11 protein-coding genes and 2 pseudogenes are annotated in these 21,207 nt (G+C 66.7%); 5 read left to right on the top strand and 8 right to left on the bottom strand.

The genetic code is table 11. The annotated features are described in order from the left end of the window. Nucleotides 1-858: 858 nt before the first annotated feature. The 5 genes and pseudogenes from WT16_RS26115 to WT16_RS32845 form a co-directional block, all read left to right on the top strand. Nucleotides 859-1,884 (top strand): TauD/TfdA family dioxygenase, encoded by a 1,026-nt coding sequence (locus tag WT16_RS26115; RefSeq protein WP_063534557.1) that lies wholly within the window; start codon nt 859-861, stop codon nt 1,882-1,884. Nucleotides 1,885-2,029: 145 nt separating this feature from the next. Then, complete coding sequence (locus tag WT16_RS26110) at nt 2,030-2,467, top strand: lipocalin-like domain-containing protein (protein WP_171845186.1); 438 nt, start codon at nt 2,030-2,032, stop codon at nt 2,465-2,467. A 656-nt stretch (nt 2,468-3,123) separates the two neighbouring features. Further along, nucleotides 3,124-4,572 (top strand): cytochrome P450, encoded by a 1,449-nt coding sequence (locus tag WT16_RS26105; protein ID WP_063534556.1) that lies wholly within the window; start codon nt 3,124-3,126, stop codon nt 4,570-4,572. A gap of 55 nt (nt 4,573-4,627) precedes the next feature. After that, nucleotides 4,628-4,738: pseudogene (locus tag WT16_RS35230) on the top strand (IS630 family transposase); the annotation flags it as partial. Between the two features lie 231 nt (nt 4,739-4,969). Further along, a pseudogene (locus tag WT16_RS32845) lies at nt 4,970-5,140 on the top strand (IS110 family transposase); the annotation flags it as partial. Nucleotides 5,141-5,189: 49 nt separating this feature from the next. Here the strand turns inward: WT16_RS32845 and WT16_RS26100 are convergent. From WT16_RS26100 to WT16_RS26065, 8 genes are all read right to left on the bottom strand, one after another. Continuing rightward, complete coding sequence (locus WT16_RS26100; protein ID WP_063534555.1) at nt 5,190-6,158, bottom strand: acyltransferase domain-containing protein; 969 nt, start codon at nt 6,156-6,158, stop codon at nt 5,190-5,192. A gap of 87 nt (nt 6,159-6,245) precedes the next feature. Further along, nucleotides 6,246-7,424, bottom strand: coding sequence for an ACP S-malonyltransferase (gene fabD, locus WT16_RS26095; protein ID WP_063534972.1), 1,179 nt, complete (start codon nt 7,422-7,424; stop codon nt 6,246-6,248). Nucleotides 7,425-7,429: 5 nt separating this feature from the next. Continuing rightward, entirely contained in the window at nt 7,430-8,698 is a 1,269-nt protein-coding gene (locus WT16_RS26090; RefSeq protein WP_006028563.1) for a beta-ketoacyl synthase N-terminal-like domain-containing protein, read from the bottom strand. Further along, nucleotides 8,685-8,924 carry an acyl carrier protein gene (locus WT16_RS26085; RefSeq protein WP_009916223.1) on the bottom strand — a complete coding sequence of 80 codons (240 nt, stop codon included), beginning with the start codon at nt 8,922-8,924 and terminating at the stop codon, nt 8,685-8,687. Before WT16_RS26085 ends, WT16_RS26090 begins: the two co-directional genes overlap by 14 nt. 54 nt (nt 8,925-8,978) lie before the next feature. Then, nucleotides 8,979-9,764, bottom strand: a complete 786-nt coding sequence (locus tag WT16_RS26080; RefSeq protein WP_015602714.1) for an enoyl-CoA hydratase/isomerase — start codon at nt 9,762-9,764, stop codon at nt 8,979-8,981. After that, nucleotides 9,752-11,011 carry a hydroxymethylglutaryl-CoA synthase family protein gene (locus tag WT16_RS26075; protein ID WP_197486504.1) on the bottom strand — a complete coding sequence of 420 codons (1,260 nt, stop codon included), beginning with the start codon at nt 11,009-11,011 and terminating at the stop codon, nt 9,752-9,754. The genes WT16_RS26080 and WT16_RS26075 overlap by 13 nt, the downstream gene beginning before the upstream one ends. A gap of 49 nt (nt 11,012-11,060) precedes the next feature. After that, entirely contained in the window at nt 11,061-11,945 is an 885-nt protein-coding gene (fabD, locus tag WT16_RS26070; protein ID WP_063534553.1) for an ACP S-malonyltransferase, read from the bottom strand. 67 nt (nt 11,946-12,012) lie between these two features. Beyond that, nucleotides 12,013-21,207 carry an alpha/beta fold hydrolase gene (locus WT16_RS26065; protein WP_063534552.1) on the bottom strand — a complete coding sequence of 3,065 codons (9,195 nt, stop codon included), beginning with the start codon at nt 21,205-21,207 and terminating at the stop codon, nt 12,013-12,015.

The raw sequence follows: 21,207 nt of genomic DNA, 5'->3' as shown, positions 1-21,207 counted from the left end.
ATCAGGCTTGCCGGAATCTTCGTCGCAATGGTTTTTCAAGGATCGGTCCGACGCTGAGGCCGATCACGACAACCGCCCCGACGCGCCGCTTACCCTGCGCGACCTCGCCGGCCCGTAGCACGGCATGCTGAGCGGCGGCACGCTCGACGCATCGCCGGACAATCTCCCCTTGCATTGAAGGAATGCCTCGCCCACCCGTCAAATCCGCGCGTTGTACCGGATATTCAGTGCATACAAACTGCTTTCAGACGACTATTGTTCTCAGTACCCCAAAACGCCGCCGACTACTGACCAGCCCCACGTAAACGTTAATCGATTGGCATTGCCCACGTTGAAGACGAAATGGCATTGAATCGTAGGAATGCAAGAGTGAAGCAGCGTCCGCTTCGATGAACTTTCTTCGTAAACACGCTTGATAACGCAGCGCTTTTCATGTGCACGACGAATTGCTCCCATGAATCGACCACGGCAAATTCCGCATAACCGACAGGTTCGCCAGCGTGCACATTCCAAAAACCTGTCTCGCATTCTCGATCGAGGCTCTGTTTCGCGCATTACATTGCCCGATTCGGCGTCGACTCTTTGCGGGCCATTCCTTCGGAAGCGCGGTCTCTTGAACCAAGGTGTTCGGAACACGACACTGCCTGGCAAGAGCGACCGGTAGCTGAAAGTCCATGAGCGCGGCGCTGGTCGGCACGTCTCGCTTTACTCGCACGCTCCACTCCGAAAGCTCACATCTGCGAACCTCTCGGCGCGTCATGGATTACTGCCGAATCGAGTAAATCCATGTTTCCTTGGAGAGGCCGGCTGCCCACTTTCCATCGGCGGAACCGAAATCCAACTTGCTGGAATCATTTCATGACAGATCTTTTAGACCGACTTAGATCTATAGAGGATTTTCAGGCGGAACTCCTCTTCCCCGAGCAGGAATTCCTCCTTCGCGTTCACGCGGCTTCCAGCCCGCCCGCGGTCGCGTGGGTCACGAAACACCGTCAATTGCTGCGCGAAGCACTTCTGCGCTATGGCGTCGTGTTGATTCGCGGGCTGGATTGCGACCGGAAAGCATTTGGCTCGATCGCGGAATTGCTCGAGCCGTCCGAATTCGATTACACCGCCGGGAGCGGACCGCATACGTCCGTCGACGCCAATGTCTTCACGATAGACGTACCCGGTTCCATGGCATTGCCGCAGCACAATGAGATGGCCTATAACTTTTACTGGCCGATGCATGTTCTCTTCTTCTGCGAACAACCGCCCGCACCAGGCACGGGCGGAACGACGTCCGTATGCGATTCCCGCCAATTCTTACGCGACATGGCTCCGTCGATCCTGGAGCCGTTCCTGAAATTTGGCATCCGGTATGTACGGAACTTCCCTAAACACATGCCGTACAAGTCGATAGAAGATACTTTTGGAACGAGCGACCGGACCAGAGTAAACGAGATATGCGCGGAGCGGAAGATCGAACCGATCTGGATCAGCGATGACCACCTGCAGATTCTCCAGCATGCCACAGCCGTCAGGCGTCACCCCATCACCCAGGAAGAAAGCTTCTTTAGCTCGGTTTGCGTCTGCCATCCAGCGAGTTGGTGGGATTTGGTCAAGCGGGCGTACCCGAACGCCCCGCCTCCGCGCTCGCAAGATGAAATATGGCAGACGGCCTTATACGGAAACGGCGCTCCAATTCCCGACGATGTAATACGGCATTTGCTTCATGCTTACGAGCAGCGTGAATATCATGTGGAATGGGAAAAATCCGACATTCTCTATATCGACAACATGCGCGCATCGCATGGCCGCCGTGCGTGCATCGGTACGCGCACGATTCTCGGCTCGTTCCGTACTTCCATGACAATGGCGCAGTTGGAGGCGCACAACTCCTGAATGTTTCAGGCACGATCCCGGTTGGATCGTCGATGACTGGATAAATTGCATCGGCGCCATCGCATCCGATTATCGACGACCAAACCGGACAATCATCACTTTGACTAGCTTCACCATCCAGTCAATTTTTCGATGCGAGAAAATCATGAATGAGTTGACCGGAACTTGGTCGCTGGAGGCAAGCGAATTTAGGTTGGCGAATGGTCGAATCATCTACCCGATGGGGCGCAGCCCGATGGGACGCATCATCTATACGGACACCGGGTACATGTCCGTGATCATGATCGCCCGAGGAAGGAAAAATATCGAATTCATTCCAGAGGCATTTTGGAAAAACATATTCAGCATAAAAAAAATGATCGGCATGATTCGATTGATTCGCGCAAATTCCGGAATCCTGAGCTACTCCGGAAAATATTCCATAGAGGGGAAAACCGTCTTGCATCACGTGGATTTGTCCAGTTACCCGGATTTTACCGGAATGAATTTGTTGCGGGATATGAAATGTGACGACGGCAAGCTCGTTCTCGATAATGCAACCGCCTCCGGCTCGAGCCGCCTGGTTTGGATACGTGAAACCTGATCAACGGCCGAGAACGGAGGTTCTGGTAATTCCGGCTATTTTATTGAAACAACTCGACTTGAGCGTTGAGTCGCGCCTGAACGTAAACAATGCGCCAAGCAAGACAGGGAGGCAGAAACGGCACAGTGGCAATTGCAAGGCGCAAGCATATTGACGCGTAAATCGTGCAAATCCAGACAAGGGGCCGATGAGTTCGAAGACGCCTGTACTGAAGGAAGATTTCCTGCGCCGACTTTCGCGTGAACGGCGACTTGCCGCCTCCGCGAGCCCGCGTGGCCAAATTGAGCGACTGCGATCGATCGAGCGTGGCAATGAGCTCGAGCGGTTTGGAACGGGAGGCGGTAGGCAATCTCGTCGCACCATGCGGCAGGACTGCCGCGCTTGACGCATATCGTTGCCCCGTCGAAGAAGGACATGGTCGTGCAGTAGTTCAGGAAGCCGTATCGGCAGATCCTCAAGGGCAAGACGTACTTGCAGACGAGGCCGGCGTTCGATCCGCGGTGTTTGACGCGCAGGCGCAGCAGCCGGGTGAAGCCGACGTTGAGGATGGCCGGCGGAGACGGTCGATGCGGCGAAACGGGCGAACTCCATCAAGAGCGCGAGCTTGAAGCGGGTCGCCGGAAGATCGGTTAAATCACGAACAATGGAGTTCGCAAATGAGAGATATGAGCAAATTTGAATATGATGCGGCCAAGATCAGACCCTTCAACATAGATCCTCAAGTTGCAGCCATCATCAAAAACCCGGAGCGGCCTGAAGCCTTTCCTCCTTTGGCAAAAGTACCCAAGAGCATCCCCGGAACCAGCGGATTCATTGCAGGAATGAAATCCCTCTTCGCCTATAAGCGCGAAGGGCTACAGTTTTTCGCGAATCAGGCAAATATTCACGGCAAGGTGTTTCGCAATCAGCTCGGCCCGTATTCGATCGTCGGCGTGGTCGATCAGGAGGTCATTTCTCAAATATTAAAAAACGGGGATCGATGTTGGTCGACTGCACTTGCGGTAGAGAGAGTGACGCGAGGGCTCAGTTTCGATATCGACCTGAAGAAGAAGAGCCGCTTGATGTCGTTGGATTTCGATGCTCACCGGCAGGTGCGCACTTTGGTTCAGCCTGCTTTCAGCGATCGCGCGCTCGCTAGCTATTTGGCCATCATCCAGCAGGAATTCACTCGGAATATCGAGGCGTGGCCTCGCGATGGAGAAGTGCCGTTCCGAGTGGAGGCCCGTCAAATTTTTTCCCAACTTGCAGCACGCCTTTTCTTCGGCATTGAGGATTCGAGCGAAGCCGCACGTCTCGAAGGAGCCACACGTGATTACTGGAATGCGATTCCCGTCGTGTTGAAGAATCGGCACCTCAACGAACGATGGAGACGTGGTTTGGACGGAGTCGCGACGCTCAGCAGCATCATGTACGACCTGATTCCAAAGCGCCGCGACGAAGGAGGGATGGACCTGTTCAGTCAACTGTGCAAGTCGAGGGAGGATACGGGGGGCCTGGACGACGACCAACTGGTTGATTTGATGCTCAACATTGTCTTCGCCGCGTTCGACACGACGACGATGGGAATCACCAGCATGGCCTATCTGCTTGCCAAGCATCCTCATTGGCAGGAGGTCCTGCGAGCAGAATCCATGCGGCTACCTGAGCAAGCGGCGTTGGCGGACTTCAACGGCATGGAGCGAACCACCCAGGTCTGGAAGGAAACGCTTCGAATGTATCCCGTATCCGCCATCACGCCCCGCGTTTCCCTAGGCGAATGTCAAGTCGGCCCTTACGTCGTTCCCCCTCGAACGCTGGTCTTCAATTTCACCGGCCTGCTTGGTCAGGATTCCGATCTTTGGGATCATCCACAGCGCTTCGACCCCGAGCGATTCTCGCCGGAGCGCGCGGAATACCAACGGCATCGTGGCCAATACCTCCCCTTCGGACACGGCGTTCATACTTGTGTCGGCGCCGCCTTGGCGAATCTTGAGGCGAAAGTATTTTGGAGCATTGTTCTGACTCGGTATAAGTTCAGTCTTGCCAAGGATTACGATGCGGTTCATTGCATGAATCCCTTGGGTAGTGTCTCCGGCGAAGTGGCGTTGAAGGTCGAGAGATTGTGATCAGGCATGCTGCCCATACGTCGCGTGGACAAGAGGAGCCTGCATCGTGCGCGCGCGTACGCAACCCATGTTGCCGGTGGGCTACGTCGAAGGCGTCACGCATGAGGATGCCCGACACAGCATCACCACGCAGCGCCCCCTCCTGAACGCGCTCGACGGTGCCGTGCCCGCGTTACTATCTTCCCGCCCCGATAATCGGTGCTTTGGCCAGCCAGGTCCGACATGATTCCCGCCCCCAGTCGCGGTCCTTATAAGGGGGTGTTGTCACCGGGCCTGGTGGGTGGCTGGTGATCGCTGATAGGGGGTTTGGCCGGGATATCCCGCGCCGTCCGTAACGTGGATGCCGAGACTTGCCACCGTTGTTGCAGGCCAATTCGTTCACTCTGCATAAACTGTGATGCAAGAAACCCAACAACATATCGCCGTCGATGTCTTCGTCGTCGTCGTCGTCGGTAAAGGCCAGCTCCCGTGGCCCATTGCCCGCAATGAAGGCGTACTCGTCGCCCGTCTGCCGGGACAGGCCATGCGTCGCATCGCCGATCTGCATGCCGGCGAAGCGAAGACCGACAAGCCGCATAGAGCCGCATGGACTTTGCGCGCCAATCAGCGGAGGGACCCTAGCGGATCGCCTCGCGCACCGAGAAGCGTGCAACGACGGCGGCAAGCTGCTCGAGGTCGTTCCCGAGCAGCGTCAAGATCGGGTGCGCACGCGGCGCCGCACCCGGCACCGCATATTTGACGAAAGTGGCCAGCGTGCCCGAAGGGCCGACATCGACGTAATCACACGGTCCGATGGCTTCGAGCCGGGTGATCGCCGCCTCGAAGCGGATGGGATCGCGCACCGCCGCGAGAAAATGCGCGCGGCGCACGGGCTGAACCATCTCTCCGCTCGCGCAGCAGACCACCGGCAGCCGCCCAGCGCCCACGGCCATTGTATCGAGCACCGCTTCGAGCGGCATTTCAGCCGCGCGCACGAAGCACGAATGAAATGCGAAGGAAACCGGCAGGTACTGATAGGCGATGTCCCGTGCACGCAGGATGCGCTCCACCTCGGATGCGCCGGTCAGGCTCGCGCTCACCACGAAATGCGAGGCAAAATTCAGCGCCGCGAGTTCAGCGTGAGCGCCGAGTCCGGCCTCGTCGAACAGCCGTGGGCCGGCAAGCACCGCGATCATCTTGCCGTGCTCGCAGCTTGCTTCCAGAGCCTGGGCGTGACGAATCACGGCGACGAGTGCGTCGCGCGCATCGATGCACCCGGCGACGGCCGCGGCCGCGAAGGTGCCGAGGCTCGTGCCGAGCACTGCATCGGGTTCGACGCCGGCCTCGATCAACGTGCGCGCCAGCGCGTATTCGACCATATAGATTGCAGGATGGCTGAACAGCGTGCGATCGAACACGTCGGTTTGCACGCGGCTTCGGCAATACAGCGTCGAGACCACGGACGCACCGGCCAGCTCGCGTGCGACGTCGTCGAGCCGATCCATCCATTCACGGAACAGAGGCTGCCGTTCGTAGAGCGGGCGCGCCATCTGGAAAGATTGCGAGCCTTGCCCGGAAAACAGGAAAACAACGCGCGGTCGGGGCATCGGTCTATACCTTTCTTCCGTCCTGAAGGCCGCTCAACGATCGGGATACCGGCGCGCGCGACAGGCGGCCGGCACGTAGTACGAATATTAGACGGCAGTCAGCTCATCGAGATCGAAGTAGCCGTGATAGCCGTTCATGTAGACCGCCGCGCGATGATTGAACAGCAGCACCGCCTCGGTCCGCGTAACGAGGTCGCGATATTCGGGCCGCGTCGAGCTCACGCGCGTGCCAACCGGATGATGACGGTTCCAGTCCGCGACTTTCTCCGCGGCGCTGCGCGAATCCGTCAGCGCGGCGCCCGGGCGCCGTGCAGGCGCGGCCGCGCCCACCATCGCCTCCGCCTCCTTCTCGTCGGTCATCGCCATTACGTCCGCCTCGCCGGCCAGGCCGGCAATCAGATCCGCAGGCGTCTGCTCGCGGATGGTCTGCACGAGACGGGCCAGCACCTCGCCGTGGCCGAGTTCCTCGAATTCCGCCGGCTCGCCGCGCCGCTCGGCAACGCCGAGCAGATACTGGACACTGTCACACCAGCGAACCGCGCTGTCGATCTGGCCGGCGAGTCGCACATCGATACCGTCGGGCTCGTAGGGCCGCGCAGTCACGTTGGAGATCACCGGCACGCGCGGCGCCGCGAATCGGAACGATTGCAGGAAGCGCGCAAATTCCTCGCGCGCCGCACGCATGAACGGTGAATGAAACGCGCCACTCGTGGCGAGCGGATAAAAGCGCATGCGCCCTTGGCTGAACAGCGGCCGGGCCTTCGTCATCTCGTCGGCCGCGCCCGAGATCACGATCTGCGAGGGCGTGTTGTAGTTCGCGAGACTCAGTTGCGTCAGTCCGTTCTCGGCGAGCATGCGTTCGATGCTCGCTTGGTCGGCATTGACGATCGCGGCCATCGCGCCGTTTGCGGCGCGCCCCATCAGTTCGCCGCGGTAGCGGACCAGTTTCAGGCCCGTCAGGAAATCGAAGCACCCGGCCGCGAGCAGCGCATTGAATTCGCCGAGGCTATGGCCCATCACGAAGTCGGGATCGCTCCCGCCGTCCTCTACGCGCGCGAAGTACGACAAGGCATTCACGACATAGAGCGCTGGCTGCGTGAAACGCGTGTCCTTCAACTCATCGCGCGGATCGTCGAGACACAGCTCGCGGATCGAGTAACCGAGCACGTCGCTCGCCTGCCGAGCCAGACCGTCGAAGCGATCGAACAGCGCGGCGCCCATGCCCTTCGCCTGCGATCCCTGCCCCGGAAACATGAATATCTTCATCGTCGTCACTCCTGGAAGACATCGGCGCCCGCGTCATGGCGGCTCACGCAGACGGCGGTGTTCACACCGCCGAAACCGATGCTGAGGTTCAGTGCATGCCGGATCGTGTGTGCCACCGGCTCCTGCCGTACCCACCGGAAGCCCGGATCGATCGGGTTGTCGAGATTGCGCGTCGGATGCAGGCGCCCGGCCCGCATCTGCAGCAGCACCGCGGCCAGCTCGACTGCGCCGGCCGCGGTCAGTCCGTGGCCGACGATCGACTTGGTGGCGTTCAGCCACGCGTGATCGAGCCCGCAAGCACGTAGCGCCTGCAATTCGATGACGTCGCCGAGCACCGATCCGGTGCCGTGCGGATTCACGTAGTCGATGTCGCTCGCATCGAGGCCGGCGCACGAGAGCGCGCCACGGATCGCCGCGGCCTCGCCCTCCAGCGATGGATCGGGATTGCGGTTGCCGTCGAGCGCCACACTCCAGCCCGCGATCCGCGCGTACGGTTCGACGCCGTCACGCGGCCGCGAACCGTCGCGCTCGATCACGAGCGCCGCGCAGGCTTCGCCGTAGACAAAGCCGTTGCGATCGGCGTCGAACGGCCGGCACGCCAGCGCCGGCTGCGTCGCGCAAGGGCCGGCCGCCATCGCGCCGAGCGAGCTGAAACCCTGACATTCCCAGTACGACAGGTCCATCAGCGCGCCGATCGCGATGCAGGCGTCCACGCGCCCCGAGCCCACCGCCTCGATGGCCTGCAGCACCGCCATCTGCCCGCTCGCGGACGCCGAGCCCACGGTCTGCGCAAAACCGCGAATGCCGAATGCCTCGGTGCAGATGCCGCACAGATCGGTATCCATGAACGACATCGCGTAGGTCGGCCGCAGGAACGCGATGCGATCGCGATACGCGTCGTGCAGCAACGCAAGCTCGCGCTGCTGCACATTGCTGCCGCCAATCACGAGGCCGATGCGCTCCGGCGCGACATCGTCGAGGCGCGCATCGCGCCACGCCTCGTCGAGCGTGACGAGCGCCGCCTGCGCCGACAGCGACGCCGTGCGCAACATGCCCCGCGGCATCGACTCCGGGATTGCCAGCGCATCGATCTCCGCACCCGGAAATGCGGTGGCCGGGGTCTCGCCGTGGGGCTGCCATTGCCGGCCGCGCCGGCGCATCGCGTCGAATCGGTGCCGCCCTTCCAGCAACGCGTCGAGGAACGCCGCGCGACCCTGGCCGATCGCGGAGACGACACCGATGCCGCTGACGACGGGAGCGTCAGGCGTTCGCATCGATGATGCCCGCGAGTTCGCCGATGTTCCGCGCATTCGCCATCGCGGCAAGCGGCACGTCAAGCGACAGCGCCTCGAGTGTCATCACGATGATGTCGACACGGTCGATCGAGTTCGCGCCGAGATCGCGCAGCGAGTCGCCCGGCGCGAATACGTGATCCTCCAGCCCCGGGACGACTTCCCGGGTATGCTTCGCGATCAATTCCAGAATCCGTTGTTGACTCACGGCCCTGCTCTCCTGTCGGTTGATATCCTGTTGCGCGCCGGCACGGCCGGCGCATCATTCGTGCTCCCACGGCAGCTTGCCGGCGTTCACGAAACGCGAAATGCCATGCAGGTTGGCAGCGTCGCGGAAAACCTCGAGATTGGCCGCAATGGCCGGCGCGCGCGCGGCGGCAAGGCTGCCGTCAAGGGACGCCGCATAGCGCTTGTAGCGCGCGATCGCGTCCTTCTTCAGATGCCGAAGCCGCAACAGATGGCGGCGCAGCGAATCGGCGCTGTCGGCCTCGCAAACGTCGACGAGCCCCCATTCGCACGCGCGCGCGGCATCGACGGGCTGAGTCGTCAGCGTCATGTAGTGCGCCTTCGCGATGCCGACGCGACGGATCAGATACGGCAGCACACAGGCCGGCATCAGCCCGAACAGCAGCTCGGACAGGCCGAAGCTCGCTGTACGCGCGGCGAGCACGACATCGCAGGCGGCCGCGAAGCCGACACCGCCCGCGTTCGCCCGGCCCTCGACGTGCGCGATGCTGACGAACGGGCCGGTCGCGAGCCGCCGCCACAGATCATAGAGCGGCGCCGGGTCCGGTGCCGTCGGCGCCTCGTCCGTGGCGCGGCGCGCATCGAGCTGCGCGAAATCGGCGCCGACGCAGAATGCATCGGGCAGGCCCTCGATCACGACGATCCGCGTCGCCGGCTCGCAGCGATCGAGCACGTCGCCCATTTCGTCGACGAGCCGCGCATCGATCGCGTTGCCGGTATCGGGCCGCTCGATCCGCATCCGGCAAATACCGTCGTCGAGCCGGACCCGCAGGTTGTGCCAGGTCCCGCTCAGCTCACCCATTCGTACTCCCGATGGAAGTCGCGGATCGACTTCAGGAACAGCGTCGGCCTGCGATGCACGCCGCGCGCCTGCCGGAGCAGCGTCGCATCGGCGTCGAGATGGCGCGTGCCGAAGCGGATCTCGCGACTGCGCGCGAGCACGGTCTCGTATTCGTCCAGGGTCATGTTGTAGCGCCGGTCGAGATGCTCGCCGATCCCGAGTTCGGCAAGCCGGCGCGCGCCATCCTGCGTCGCGACGCCGCTGAAGAACTCGGAACAGCAACCGGAGCCGTAAGAAAACACGCCGACGCGGCGCGGCTCGCTGAAATCGCCGTGGCGGATCGTGCTCGCGAGCGACAGCGCGGCGGTCGCGCCCATGATGTTGCCGACACGCTGGCAGTAGGCGAGTCCGGGCGCCACGCGTCGCTCGAAATCCGCCTCGATCGCAGACGGCTTCGCCATCGCGAGCTTGCGCATCATCGTGCGGTGCGCGCCCTTGACCATACCGCCGAACGGTGTGTGGAACGCGAGGTAGGAGAATGTCGCCGCAAAGTCCGCGTCAGCGACGCGCTCGCGATAGTCGAGGAACGCGTTCTCGCAGCAAGTCAGGTAGGACAGCAGCGAAAGGTCCGCATTGCCGGCGTCGGCATCCGCCGCCGGACGGCAGGTGTCCATCACCTCGTAGCCGTAGCAGCCGTTCGCGCCTGCATCGATCTGGAACACGTGCGGCTGGTCGCTGACCAGCATCGCGACGGCACCGGAGCCGCCGCTCGGTTCGGAGAACGACCAATCCGCCGACAGCGCGTCGCCGCGATCCTCGACCATGAAGCGCGACACGTCGGTCGCCAGCACCAGCGCCTTGCCGCCGGGACGCGTTCGCGACAGCACGAAGTTGATCGCCGTCTCCAGGCCCGCCGTGCCCGAATAGCAGGCCCCCTTGATCTCGAACATCCGGCAGTGGCGGCCCAACCCGAGCAGGTCGTGACAATACGTGCTCATCGATTTGCTGAAATCGAAGCCCGATTCCGTGCAGGTGATCACCATCCGGATCTGATCGCGCTCCTGCTGCGTCAGCGCGTCGACGATCGGCTTCGCGGCATTGACCGCGAACGTCACCGGGTCCTCGTACGGCAGCGCAACCGTCTTCTCCTTCATCAGCAGATTCTCGAAACGCCGCATGTCGAGGCCGCGATGACGGGCCAGGGCCGTGACGTCGAGGCGGGCCACGCCCGCGTACAGATTCATTGCTTCGATTCCGACCATGTTCACGTTCTTCTCTCGCCTTCTCTGGGGATTCATCCGGTGCCGTGCCGCCGCGTCACGCGCCCGGCAACGGCTCGCGCTCGATGTGGCGCTGGAGCCGGCTCAGCACGTCGCCCGGCCCGACCTCGTGAAATTCGCGATAGCCCCGCGCGAGCAGCCATGAGACCGACTCGTACCACCGCACGGGACTGAACATCTGGTTCACCATTGCCGGCCGATAGTCGCCAGCCGGATAGGCACGCGCCGTCCAGTTCGAGACGACGCGCATCCGCAGCGGCCGCAACCGGATGCTCGACAGGAAATCGGCGAAACGCGCGGCCAGCGCCTTCATGCGCACGGAATGAAACGCGCCGCCGACGTCGAGCGCAATGAAGCTCGCGCCTGCCGCCTCGAACCGTTGCGCGAGCAACGGTTCGGCGAGCTGCTCGCGCGCCCCCGAGATCACGCATTGCAGGCGATGGTTGAGGTTGGCCACCTCGGGCCCCGGCTCATTGTCATGAATTTCGCCGCGGTAATGGTCCAATATTTCCCGGACACGACGCTCATCGATGCCGGACACCGCGGCCATCGCGCCGCCCGGCGCCTCGCTCATCAGGGCGGCGCGCTTTGCGACGATCGCGAGGCCGGTGGCGAAATCGAATGCGCCAGCCGCGAACAGCGCCGCGTATTCGCCGAGGCTGTGTCCGGCGACGACGTCGGGCGAGGCCTCGCCGGCGTCGATCCTGTTCAGATACGACAGGCAACTGACGACATACAGCGCCGGCTGCGTGAAGCGCGTGTCGCCGAGCTCGCGACGCGGATCGTGCGTGCACAGCTCGGCAACGTCGTAGCCGAGCTGCTCGCTCGCACGCGCCGTCAGCGCCGGATATGCGTCGAACAGCTCGCGCCCCATGCCGCGGCGCTGAGCGCCTTGTCCGGGGAACAGAAAGACTTTTCTCATGTGAAGGGCTCGATGGGATGGGTCGGATGCAAGACGCCGCCGCGCGCATCGCGGCGACGCCGGACGGTCAGACCGTCACCTCCAGGTGCTGCCGCAGCCGCGCGTTGAACCAGCCCGCGTGCGTCATCGGCAAGTAGTGGCCGGCTTCGTCGAGCAGCTCGAGCGCGGCGCCGCCGAGCCGCGCGTGCAAGCGCCTTGCCACCTCGGGCGGCACCACGCGGTCGCAGCCGCCCGCGAGCACCAGCACCGGAAACGGCGGATCGGCGAGGCGCGCCTGCGCTGCGGCGTCGGCGGCGAAACCCAGGTAGACGTCGAGGATGCGCGCGTCGTAGCAAGCCTTGATCGCACGCGGGTCGCCCTCGAAATGACGGTCCACCTCGGGCATCACCTGTGTCGAGATCTCGTCGACGAGCACGCGCATCGCGCGGTCGATGCCGTCCCTGCCCGGCGCGTCGAGCGCGTTCACCAGCGTCATCGACGCCACTCGACCGGGATCGGCGCCCGCCATGCATTGCGCGACGAGCCCGCCCAGCGACCAGCCGACGAGATGGACCGGCGCGTCGACGCCGAGCCGGTCGAGCGCCGTCCAGAAGAGCCGCGCGACGCCATCGAGGCCGTCGCCCGTCGCCCGCAGCGCATCGGCGCCGGTGCTCGCCGCATGGTCCGGGTAGTGGCAGACGATCACCGAATGGTCGGCCGCGAACGCGCGCACCTGGTGCAGCCACGCCGTGCCGAGGCAGGCCATCGGCATCAGCAACAACAGCGGCGGCTTTTCAGGCGCGACGTTGTGCAGGATGTCGAGCACGACCTCGTCGTCGAGCGCGAGCAACTCACGGCCGAATCCGTCGAGCGTGCCGAACGCCATCCGGTAGTAGCGCGCGAACGGATCGTCGGGCGCCGGCGCGGCAGCCGTGCCGGCCAGCTCGTCGCGCCGGGCGCGCTTGCGCAGGCCGGCGCGCAGCGCACCGACATCGCGATGCCGGTAGGCATCGCCCACGCTCAGCGTGACGCCGAGCAGATCGCCGACCTCGCGCACGCGCTGCATCAGCGTGCGCGCATCAGCGTGCGGATCCCCGTTCGCCGCGCCGTGCCCTTCCCGCCCGTCGACCAGAAGATGCCGCACGCGAGCGTCGAGCGCGTCGAGCGCGTCGTCGCCGGCCGCGCGAGCCTCGCTCCGCGTCAGCGCGTGATCAAACGGGTATGACGGCAGATCGGCCAGCGCCACCGCGCGCGTGTCCCAGGCCGCCCGCCAGTCGACCGCGATGCCGTCGAGCCAGAGGCGCAGCGCGTATGCGAGCTTTCCTTTCTCGAGCCATTGCCGTGCGAGCGCCCTCACGTCTTCGTCGCCGTCGAACTCGTGGCGTGCTTCGGCGACGCGCGCCACGCGATAATCCGCGAGCGCCGCCTCCGCCCCCGCCGCTGCGTCACCGAACAGCCGCAGTTGCTGTTGTAGCGCGTCGGACGTTCGCGCCACCACGCCGAAGCGCCAAGCCAGCGCGTCGCGCCCTGTCTGCAAGGTGTACGCGATGTCGCGCAGCGCCGCTGCGCCAGCCTCGCCGGCCGGCACGTGCCGCGCGATATGCGCCGCCAGCGCGCGCGCCTGCGCGCGCAGCGCGGGCTCGCTGTGCGCGGACAGCAGAAAGACGCGGGACGCCGACGCCGGCGCCCCGATCCCATCCTGGCGATCCGGGGCGGCCCGATACTCCAGCAGCACGGCGTGCGCATTCGCGCCACCTGCGCCGAAGCTGCTGACGCCCGCACAGCGCGGCTGGCCGTCACGCGTCGCGGGCCAGGGCTGCGACGCGTCCCCGGCTATCGCCAAGCCGCTGCCGGCGAGATCGACACCGGGATTCGCATCGGGCGACAGCGGATGGCCGGGGATCGTTGCGAGCCGCAACATCAGCGCGGTCTTGATCACGCCGGCCATGCCGCTCGCCGCCCCGAGCGGCCCGAACCGCCGGCCGAGCGAGCCGACCGTGCAGCGCGGGGCATCCGCCGGTACGGCTTGCCCCCCTCTCAACTCGGCGAACGCGTCGCACAGCGCTTCGCGCTCGATCGCATCGGCCAACGCCGTGCCGGCGCCATGCGCCTCGACATGGCCGATCCGGGCCACGTCGACGCCGGCCCGCCGGTATGCTGCGACCAGCAGTTCGCGCTGCGCGTCGACGCTTGGCGCGGCCGGCGACAGCGTGCGTCCGCCGTGGTTCTCCGCGACCGCGGCAATCACCGCGTGAATGCGGTCGCCGTCGCGCAGCGCGTCGTCGATGCGCTTGAGCAGAACCATGCCGATGGCGCCATCGGCGTCATGCGATGCGATCGGACCCACGCCGCCCGCGACGACGAGCGCGCCACGTCGCTGCCGAAGATGCTCGACGCCGCGCGCAAGTGCGGCCAGCGAACTCGAGCAGCCGGTGTCGATGGCGTGGCTTGGGCCGCGGAAATCGAATTCGAACGAGATCCGGTTCGGCAACGCATGCAGCGCGGGCGCTGCCGCGGGCAGGCCTGCGTCACCCGCTTGCACGTCGTGCTTCGCCGGCGAGGATACGCCGAGGTAGACGGCGGTATCGCTGCCGTGCAGCGCGGCGGGCGCCATCCCCGCGTCCTCGAACACATGCCAGGCGGTTTCGAGCACCGCCACGAGCGGCCGGTCGGCCGGCAACGCCGCCGGATCGGCGCCGAACCAGTTCGACGTCCCGGCGTCGGGCCGCGCCGCCGGGGTAGCGTCGCAGCCTGCCGCGCCGGCCGGATTCGATGCGGCCGCATCGAGCTCGTCCGCCGCGCCGTTCCCCGCGCCGTGCGGCGCGATCAGGCGCTGCCGGAACGCATCGAGCGTCCGCGCACCGGGAAAGCGAACCGCCATGCCGACGATCGCGATCGCCTCGCCATCGCCATCGCCATCGCCATCGCCAGCGGCGCGGCCCGGCGCTCGCGCCGGAGACAGCGCGCAATCGGCCGCCTCGGCGCCTTGCGCAACGGATGGCGCGGCCGTGGCCGGACGCGACGCATCCCGCCGTTCGGCGCGGCACTCCGTGAGCAGGCCGACCGCGAGGTTCGGATACGCGCGCAGCAGCCCGTCCGCCAGTGCGCGGACGGTGCCGTGCTCGAAGAACATGGTCGGCATCGTGTCGATCGCGAAGCGGCGGTTCAGGCGGTTCGACAGCTCCGTGAAGCTGAACGAATCGAGGCCGCACTGCGTGAGATCGTCGTCGATCCCGATTTCGTCCGGATCGATCTTCTGCAACGCGCCGATGAGCTCGCGCAAGCGGCACTGCAATGCCGGCCGCGCGTCATGCGCGTCATGGGCCGCGTCGGCGATGTCGGCGGCCCGGCTCGCGGCCGACGGCGCCGCGTCCTCGCGCAGCGTCACCATCACGAGCCGCTTGAGCCGCATCACCGGTCGGCCGTCGAGATCGGCGACACGGATGTCGCAACTGCGCGTGCGCGCGCCGGCTACGCCCGGCGCCGTGCGGATCGCCACCCGCACCTGGCGCGGAAAGGCCCGGTACAGCAGGCATTCGTCGATTCCGTAGGGCACCGCGAGTCCGTTGGCCGCACCGTCGCGCCCGCACAGATCGACAATCGCGAACAGCAGATCGAACATCGACGCGCCCGCAGTGTCGGCGGCGGCGTCGGCCGGCGTTTCGCAGGCGAGCGTCAGGCGGACGGTGTCGCCATCAGCGTCGCCGTCGACGATCCGCACGCGGTTCGGCAACCGCGGTACATCGCCGGTTTCGCCGGCGAGCGAGCCGCCGAACCGGCGCACGACGCCCGCGAGCCCATGCGGCGCGGCGGCGCCGTGCGCGAGATCGTGCCAGACGTCCGCGCCCGGCGCGGCCGCGACCCAGCCGAGCTCGCACTGCGCATGAGCGCTCGCCGGCTCATCCTCTCCTTCGCCGCTTTCGAGCGTGACGGCCCACGCGTCGTCGCGCGCGACGACATGCAGCACCGCGTCGCGCCCCGGCGCACTGACGAACAGCGGCTTGTGCCACGTGGCGCGGCCGATGCGCAGCACCTCGGCGGAATCATGCGGCAGCGTCTCGGCCACGATCCGCGCCAGGTCGAGCAGCGCAACCGCCGGCAACAGCGCCTGCCCGTCGATCCGGTGAGCACGCAGGTAGCGGTCGTCCGGCGCGAAGCGGCACGGGTAGACGCGCGCGCCGCCGTCGTCGCGCCAGGCCGCCGGCGCACGCATCGGCACCGTCGTCGCCTTGTCCGCGCCGTCGCTCGACGCCGGTGCGACGCTCGCCGCGGTATCCGGCTTCACGCGCCGCGCGCTGTATCCCTCCAGGCTCGCCCAAGCCCGGCCGTCGGCGTCCAGCAGATCGACATCGAGCTTCACGACCGGGCTGCCTGCCGCGCCGGCGCGCCGGCGCAAACGCACCCAGCGCACTTGCCCCGATGGGCCGGGGGCGCGATGGCAACGCAGCCGTTCGAGCGCGAACGGCAATAGCGGCATCGCGCCGTCGGCGGCGCTGCCGCGGGCGGCGTCGAGCGCCGTGAGGCCGAAGCCGATCGACGCCTGCAAGGCGCTGTCGAGCAGGCCCGGCACGAGCAGGTAGCCGGCGGTGCCGGGCGCGTCCGGCTCGAGCGCACGCATGCGCGCCAACACCTCCTCGCCGTCGTGGAACAGCGCGTCGATGCACCGGTGGCTCGGGCCGTAATCGAAACCCAGCTCGGCGAAGCGCCGATACAGCCGCGCCCCGTCGATCTGTGCGCCGCGCGTATAGACGGGCAACTGCTCGACGACGACGGGCGGCGCGGATATCGCTTCGATCCGATCCCGAACGGCGATGCCTTGGGCATACGGCTGCGCGTCATCGGCGCGAGCGCTGCCGACCGTGAAGCGGAACGCATCGCGACCATCCACGCCGGTCTGGCCGCCCTGCGTCGCAACGGGCTCCATCGTCACTGCGATCCCGGCCATGCCGTCGGCCGCCGCGAGCGGCCGGGTCCAGACAACGTTGTCGAGCCGGTAGCCGATCGAGTGCCGCTCGCATTCCGGCGTCGCGAGCGCGGCTGCGGCCACGAACATTTCGCAGTACGCCGCACCCGGCAGCGTCGCCACGCCCCGCACGCGATGGTCGCGAAAGAACGGCTCGTCCCCGGAGAAGGTGCTGACGAAGCGCAGCGAGCGGTCGGCCCCGCTCAGGCCATGCAGCAGCGGATGCAGCGCGGCGAAGGCGCGCGGGCGTGCGCCCGGCGCCGCGCCCGCGCGGATCGCGGCAGCCATCGGCGCCGCCGGGCCGCCGCGCGGGGCGCCCGCGCCGTCGCCGCCGCGCGGCGTGACCCAGTGCCGGGTCGCCGCGAACGGATAGCTCGGCAGGCTGAGACGCATGGGCCGTGTGTCGCCATAGCAGGCCGCCCAGTCGATCCGCGCGCCGCCGACCCAGCGCGCGGCGATGCGCATCACGTCATCGCACGCCTCGCCGTGCGCCGGACCGACACCGTCGGCGATGCCGGTCAGCAGGCGCGCGTCGCCGCGTCCGTCCTCGAGCCAGGCTTCGAGCCGCGCGAGCGCCGCGCGCAGCGCGTCGGCTGCGGGCGCATCGTCCACCAGCAAGGCAAGCCGGTGATTGAGCGGCTGCCGGCCGGCCTGCAGCGTCCAGGCGATCGACTCGACCCCGGGTTCGCGCTGGCCGTGCAATCGATGACCGCCGTCGCGCAGATAGGCGACAAGCCGCTCGACGCTCTGCCGCAGTTGAACGGCCGTGCGCGCCGACATCACCCACAGTCGCGCGACGGCCGGCCAGCAAGCGTCGACGGCAAGCGCGGGCAGCGATTCGCGCACCAGCAGATGCCCGTTCACGCCGCCATAGCCGAAATTGTGCACAGCGGCGACGCGCGGCACGCGGCGTCCGTCGATCTGCTTCGGGCGCCACTCGGCATGCTCGGTCAGCAGCCGGCCCGCAAACGGTTCGTCGTGCCGCCAGTTGAGATGCCGGTGGTGCAGCACGGGCAACAAGCGGTCATGGCTCAGGCAGAGCAGCACCTTGATCAGCGCCGTCACGCCCGACGCCGCGCCGAGATGGCCGATGTGCCCCTTCACGCTGCCGATCGGCAGCGGCTCACCGCCCGCGCGGGCGCCGTACAGCGCGTGATAGACCTCCAGCTCCATGCGGTCGGTCAACTGATCGCCGCTGCCTTGCGCCTCCAGGTAATCGACCTCGGCGGGCGACGCGCCGGCCTGGGCCAGCACGCTCCGGATCAGCGCCTCGTGCGACGGCGCATGCGGCGCCGTCAGGAAACGGCCCTGGCCGCCGTGCGTCACGTCGACGGCGCGGATCACGCCGTGCACCGGATCGCCGTCGCGCAACGCCTGGCGGAGCGGCTTCAGCAGCACGAGCCCGAGCCCTTCGCCGAACAAGTGCCCCGACGCGTCGCGGTCGAACGGCTTGATGTGGTCGCTCGCGGTCAGCATTCCCATCTTGCGGTTCAGCACGAAGAGGCCCGGGCTCAGCAGGATGTTCACGCCGCCCGCGAGCGCCATCTCGGACTCCGCGCTGCGCAGGCTCGCGACCGCCGCCCGGATGGCCGCCATCGAGCTCGAGCACGCCGTATTGAGCGTGACGCTCGGCCCGGTCAGGCCGAAGAAGAACGACACGCGATTGGCCAGCATTGCATGCGCGTTGCCGGTGTTGATGTAGGGGTCGACATCAACATCGGCGTCGGCGATCAGCGATAAATAGTCGTTCTTCTCCGCACCGAAGAACAGTCCGATCCGCCGACCGCGGAGCGAATCGGGCGCGATCGCCGCGTTCTCGAACGCCTCCCACGCACATTCGAGCAGCAGCCGTTGCTGCGGGTCCATCAGTTCCGCCTCGCGCGGCGAGATGCGGAAATGCGCGGCGTCGAAGCGGTCGATCGCCGTCAGGAACGCTGCGTGACGACAATCAGTCTTGCCCGGCTCGCCGGCCGCGTAATCCTGCCAGCGCCAGCGGTCCTCCGGAATCGTCGTCACCGCGGTGCGATTCTCGACGAGATTGCGCCAGAAGCCGGCCAGGTCGTTCGCGCCGGGAAAGCGCCCGGCCATGCCGATGATCGCGATCTCCTCGGCCGCGGCCGGCGCGGGATCGGCATGCGGCGGCGCCGACTCGTGCGCGCGATGCGCCCCAGGCGCGGCCGGCAGGCGCGCCGCGAGATGCGCGGCCAGCTCGGCGAGTGTCGAGCACGACAGGAACAGATCCGTCGCGAGCGGGCCGGTCGGGAAGTCGCGCGCGATCAGCGTCGCGAATTCGTTGAGGCTAATCGAATCGAAACCGAATTCCGACCACGGCGTTTCGATGCCGATGTCGGCCACGGGCAGCTTCAGGATCGCCGAGGCCTGTGCACGTAAGCCGTCGAGCAGCGTATCGGCCGCCCGCGGCGCCGCGGCGCCGGGCCGTGACGCCCTCGTGTCGCCATCGCCGGCGCAGGCGGCCTGCAGGCGCGCACGCAGCCAGTCGCCCAGCTCGCGCAGCGTCGGATGGTCGAGGAACACGCCGACCTCGAGTGCCAGGCCGGGATAGCGCTGGCCGATCGTGGTCGCGAGTTCCGTCAGCAGGATCGAGTCGAAGCCATAGTTGCTGAACGGCGTGTCGGCGTCGATCGCCTCCGTCTCCATCTTCAGCGTCCGCGCGACCAGCTCGCGCAGACCGTCCTGCAGATCGTCCGCTGCGCCGCGCGCGGTGGGCGTCTGCGGAGGCTGCGGAGGCTGCGAAGGCTGCGGCGTCGAGAGAAACACGCGGTCGATCGCCGCACGCTCGCCCGGCAGCACGACGACCTGCGGCGCCGGACGTTGGAGCAAGGTCAGCAGACTGTCGATGCCCTCGTCCATGCCGAGCGGCGTAAGGCCGCTGTCGGCGGCAAGCCGCTCGAGGCGACGCGGATCGGCATGCATGCCGCCTTCGAGCCAGTACGGCCAGTTGATGCTGAGGTAGCGGCAGCCGCCCGCGGCGTCGGCGGCCGCTTGCCGCAGCCGGCAATATTCGTCCATGAAGCCGTTGCCGCTCGCGTAATCCGCCTGGCCGGCGCTGCCGGCCAACGATGCGATCGACGAAAAGCAAACGAAGTAGCGCACGCCGAGACGAGCCGCGTGGCGGTCGAGCAGTTGCGTGCCGAGCACCTTCGGCGCGAGCACCGAGCGGATGGCGTCGAGCGGCTTCGCGCGCAGCGGCGCATCGTCGATGGCGCCCGCGGCGTGAAAGATCGCGGCGAGCGGCGCGGAACCGCCGAACTCCGCCAGCAGCGCGCGCACCCGGGTCGCATCGCTCACGTCGGCGCAGACATAACGGACCGCCGGATGCCGCGCGAGCCAGCCGCGCTGGCGGGCATCGAGCGCGTCGGCCGAGCGGCGCCCGCACAACACGACGCGCAGCGCGAAACGGCACGTCAGGCGCGCCGCGATCGCAAGACCGAGCGCCCCCGCCCCGCCCGTGATCAGGACCGTCTCGCCGCGCGAGAACGGCTCGGCCGCCGGCGCGACCAGCGCGTCGGTTTTCGCGGCAAGCGCGCGCTCGCAGCGCCGGCCGTCGATCCATCCGATGTCGCGATACTGCCCCGGCGCCAACTCGGCCAGCTCGCGCGCGGCCAATGCGGGCGTTGCGCGGCCGAGGTCCGCGTTGGACAGCCAGACGCCGCCGCTCGCGAAGCGCGGGCTTTCAAGCGCGGCGCTCTTGGCGAGCCCGTGCCATGCGGCGCCGATCGGCAGTGCATGGCGCAGCGGCGTCAGATGCAGCAGATGACAGCGCGCGATGGGCCTGCCGAGCAGGTCGCGCACCAGCGCAAAGGCCGACAGCACGCACGCCAGATAGCGATCGGGCGCGTGGGCGTCGTGTTCGGCGCGCTCCGGCGCGAGATCGTCGATCAGCAGCACTGCCACGCGCGCGCCATCGCCCACCGCGTCGAGCGCGCGAAACGCCGGTTCCGGCCGCGTCGCGTCAGGCGCCTGCGCATCGGCCTCGATCCGCACGATCCGCGCCCCCGGAAAGGTCGCGGCCAGTTCGTCGCCCCAGGCAGCCGCGACGCACGCCTGGCCGACCAACAGCACCGTGTCGAACGCCTGCGCCGACGCCTCGCGATACGGCCGCGCATGCCAGTGCGGCGTCGCGAAACGCGGCAGGCGCGCCGCATCGACGCCGGTCGCGTCCGGGGCCGCGCCCCCCGCACGACCCGCGTCGTCGGCGCGCAACGCGTCGCGCAGACGCGCGAGCAACGCGATCCCGTCAGCCTCGTCGAGCGCGCCGTTGCGCAGCCGATCGAATAACGCCTTGAAGTTGTCGCTCAT

It is taken from the genome of Burkholderia sp. MSMB1589WGS, from assembly GCF_001636105.1.
Classification (GTDB): domain Bacteria; phylum Pseudomonadota; class Gammaproteobacteria; order Burkholderiales; family Burkholderiaceae; genus Burkholderia; species Burkholderia humptydooensis.
This window is presented reverse-complemented; position numbering and strand designations above follow the sequence as displayed.

What these genes read in the sequence shown, in the direction of transcription:
- WT16_RS26115 (WP_063534557.1), top strand. Translation starts at nt 859, where the DNA reads ATGACAGATCTTTTAGACCGACTTAGATCTATAGAGGATTTTCAGGCG.
- WT16_RS26100 (WP_063534555.1), bottom strand. Translation starts at nt 6,158, where the DNA reads ATGCCCCGACCGCGCGTTGTTTTCCTGTTTTCCGGGCAAGGCTCGCAA.
- WT16_RS26110 (WP_171845186.1), top strand. Translation starts at nt 2,030, where the DNA reads ATGAATGAGTTGACCGGAACTTGGTCGCTGGAGGCAAGCGAATTTAGG.
- fabD (WP_063534972.1), bottom strand. Translation starts at nt 7,424, where the DNA reads ATGAAGATATTCATGTTTCCGGGGCAGGGATCGCAGGCGAAGGGCATG.
- WT16_RS26065 (WP_063534552.1), bottom strand. Translation starts at nt 21,207, where the DNA reads ATGAGCGACAACTTCAAGGCGTTATTCGATCGGCTGCGCAACGGCGCG.
- fabD (WP_063534553.1), bottom strand. Translation starts at nt 11,945, where the DNA reads ATGAGAAAAGTCTTTCTGTTCCCCGGACAAGGCGCTCAGCGCCGCGGC.
- WT16_RS26080 (WP_015602714.1), bottom strand. Translation starts at nt 9,764, where the DNA reads ATGGGTGAGCTGAGCGGGACCTGGCACAACCTGCGGGTCCGGCTCGAC.
- WT16_RS26090 (WP_006028563.1), bottom strand. Translation starts at nt 8,698, where the DNA reads ATGCGAACGCCTGACGCTCCCGTCGTCAGCGGCATCGGTGTCGTCTCC.
- WT16_RS26105 (WP_063534556.1), top strand. Translation starts at nt 3,124, where the DNA reads ATGAGAGATATGAGCAAATTTGAATATGATGCGGCCAAGATCAGACCC.